Below are 2445 nucleotides of genomic sequence, written 5' to 3'. Positions count from 1 at the left end.
GTTAGATGCTTGTCTTTCATGCACTTACACCTCCTTTTCTGTTGTTTTGGAGTGTCTCAGCATTTGAAGGGCTTGAAGGTTTATTTAAGACTTATTATCATCTAATAAAACGTATGAGTCGCTCTCAGAGGTCAGACGCATTGATAATCGAAACTCTCCGCAAAAAAGGATACAAAGCTACAACACAAAGGATAGCAATCTGCCGATTTGCACTCCATAGCCCAGATCACCCGAGCGCGAAGAGAATCTGCGATGAAGTCAAGAAGATTCATCCAACAGTCAGCCTCGCCACAGTCTACAAAACACTTCAAATACTGACGGAACAAGGCCTGATCCAAGAACTTGATCTGCCACAGAGCCAGGCAAGATTCGATTCCTACGTGGAACCCCACATCAACCTGATCTGCCTGCAATGCGGCAACATCCAGGATTTCGACGACAACGCTGCTCAAGAAATGATTGCTAGAGTGACAGCCAAAGCAGAATTCGCGCGGACAGGACAACGCTTAGACATTTATGGTATATGCAAAAAATGCCACGGCAGAACGAAATAGATCAGCGTCATGGCGCGCGTGGTGCCGAGGGCTAGCTTTACGCCAGCGTTTAAGCCGTCTTAACCCATTTTACATGTTTTTGTCTAATTCTGGCTCTTTGCATGAATAAGGGTGTTTGCCAAAATAGCTCGAAAGGTGAACGGATATCTTTAAGTAGTTTGCCAAACAATAATAAAAGGTGAACGTCAATGCCCGAATACTTGAAAGAGTTTAATGAAAAGTTGAGGCCCTTCAAAGGAAGTTTGGTTAGAGTAAAGTCTGTAAAAAGCATCGAGCCGAATGCTAAGGAGTATTTGAGCAAGTTGTCCAAGGAGGGCTTGATTGAGCGGGTCAAGTGGGGTTGGTATTGGATTCCTGCTAAGATCAAAGATGTTTGGGACTTTTTGGAGAAAGACAAGAACTTCAAAGTAGTTTCCGCTCAGACTGCTGCATCATTCTGGAATAATGACTTTGTCCACAGAGACATTTACGTCTTGAAGGTCAAAGAAAAATCCTATGGAAAAACATTGAAAGAGTTCGCAAGAAAAAAGGGTTGGAATTTTGAGGTCGAATATGCAAAGGATACATCCAAGATCAAGTACAGGAAAGTCGGAAACTTGCTCGTTGAGGACATCGAGGAAAATATAATTGAATGCTTGCAGAACTGGGCTTTCACAGATGCATTTGCTACCTTGTACGAAAACAGAGACAGGATCAATTTGAACAGATTGTACAAAGAGTCTTATTGGAAATGAATTTCCAAGACAAACATTAGGGCCAAACAGGCTTTGGAGTATGGTTTTCATCAGTTAAGCGAATTGGGCAGGGGGGAGTTTCCGCATAGAGAAACCAAATTGGAGGATGACTTTGTGAAAAGAGAGATCGATGAAGCAATTGAGAAGGTTGTTGAGCTTGGTTAAGCACTTTGAAATAATGAACCTGAGAGAGGAGGAGATCAGCAGAATAATCGAGCAGTTGTCCAAACAGACCGACGGATTTGAAAATCCGAAAATCGTGTTGGTTGGCGGTTATGCCCTTAGAGCTTTTACGTCACTTTCGCGATACACGAGGGATTGCGATTTTGTCCTGAAGAAATCAGACGGTTGGAATTTAGATAAAATAAAGAAGTTACTGCCTAAAGATTTGAGTGTAGAAGTTTTTGAGAAAAGAGGCAGCTATGGTTTTCTGAGATGCATCAGACTATTGAAGGTTGATGGGAGAAGCGCCAAAATTTCAATTGATTTCATGGAAGAAGAAGTACGAGGAAGAATGGAAGAGCAAGTATTCTTTATAACTGAAAAATTCTTGCAGAAAACCAAGAAAGTGAAGATCCCTATTGCCAAAAAAATGATTGAAATCTACGTTCCGGATTACACTGACTATCTGATTCTGAAGATAATTTCTGCCAGACCCAGTGACATAAGAGATATAGCTACGTTAATCTGGAAAAATGGTATCCCAGATGACCTAGAGGAAAGAGCAAAAAAGACACTAGCTCATCCAGAGATATTAGAGAAGAACCTAGAACTCGTAATTACAGTTATTTCCGATAAACGATTTTTGGATTCATGGAAGGGAACATTCGTCACAACAGAATTCACTGAAAAAATAAAGGAGCAAGTTCTGAAAGAGTTAAAGAGATTATTATGACTTGTCGAAAATCCATCAGCTTGAAGCGTCCAACAGATACCCACAAATAACGCTCAATTTATGCCTAAGTGGCTAAAATAAGCTCAAAGGTGCCGAGGGCCGGGTTTGAACCGGCGACGGCTCGGTCTTCAGCCGAGCGCTCTCCCAGGCTGAGCTACCTCGGCACTTTTTCGACTGACCTCGGATGGTCTGAGCTTTTCTTGTAGGCGCACTCGATTATTTCCGCTTTATCAGGGATATTAAGGTATCTTTTTGGCCAACC

The 2445-nt window shown here is 42.0% G+C and carries 3 protein-coding genes and 1 tRNA gene; 3 read left to right on the top strand and 1 reads right to left on the bottom strand.

The features are described from left to right. The first annotated feature begins 140 nt into the window (after positions 1-140). The 3 genes from MUP17_10415 to MUP17_10405 all read left to right on the top strand — a co-directional run bounded on the left by MUP17_10415 (position 141) and on the right by MUP17_10405 (position 2183). Complete coding sequence (locus MUP17_10415; GenBank protein ID MCJ7459392.1) at positions 141-554, top strand: transcriptional repressor; 414 nt, start codon at positions 141-143, stop codon at positions 552-554. 188 nt (positions 555-742) lie between these two features. After that, entirely contained in the window at positions 743-1288 is a 546-nt protein-coding gene (locus MUP17_10410; GenBank protein MCJ7459391.1) for a hypothetical protein, read from the top strand. Between the two features lie 130 nt (positions 1289-1418). Beyond that, positions 1419-2183, top strand: coding sequence for a nucleotidyl transferase AbiEii/AbiGii toxin family protein (locus tag MUP17_10405; GenBank protein MCJ7459390.1), 765 nt, complete (start codon positions 1419-1421; stop codon positions 2181-2183). A 90-nt stretch (positions 2184-2273) separates the two neighbouring features. Here the strand turns inward: MUP17_10405 and MUP17_10400 are convergent. Then, positions 2274-2347, bottom strand: a tRNA-Phe gene (locus tag MUP17_10400). Positions 2348-2445: the final 98 nt, after the last annotated feature.

It is taken from the genome of Candidatus Zixiibacteriota bacterium (assembly GCA_022865345.1).
Classification (GTDB): domain Bacteria; phylum Zixibacteria; class MSB-5A5; order MSB-5A5; family RBG-16-43-9; genus RBG-16-43-9.
This window is presented reverse-complemented; position numbering and strand designations above follow the sequence as displayed.

What these genes read in the sequence shown, in the direction of transcription:
- MUP17_10410 (MCJ7459391.1), top strand. Translation starts at nt 743, where the DNA reads ATGCCCGAATACTTGAAAGAGTTTAATGAAAAGTTGAGGCCCTTCAAA.
- MUP17_10405 (MCJ7459390.1), top strand. Translation starts at nt 1,419, where the DNA reads ATGAAGCAATTGAGAAGGTTGTTGAGCTTGGTTAAGCACTTTGAAATA.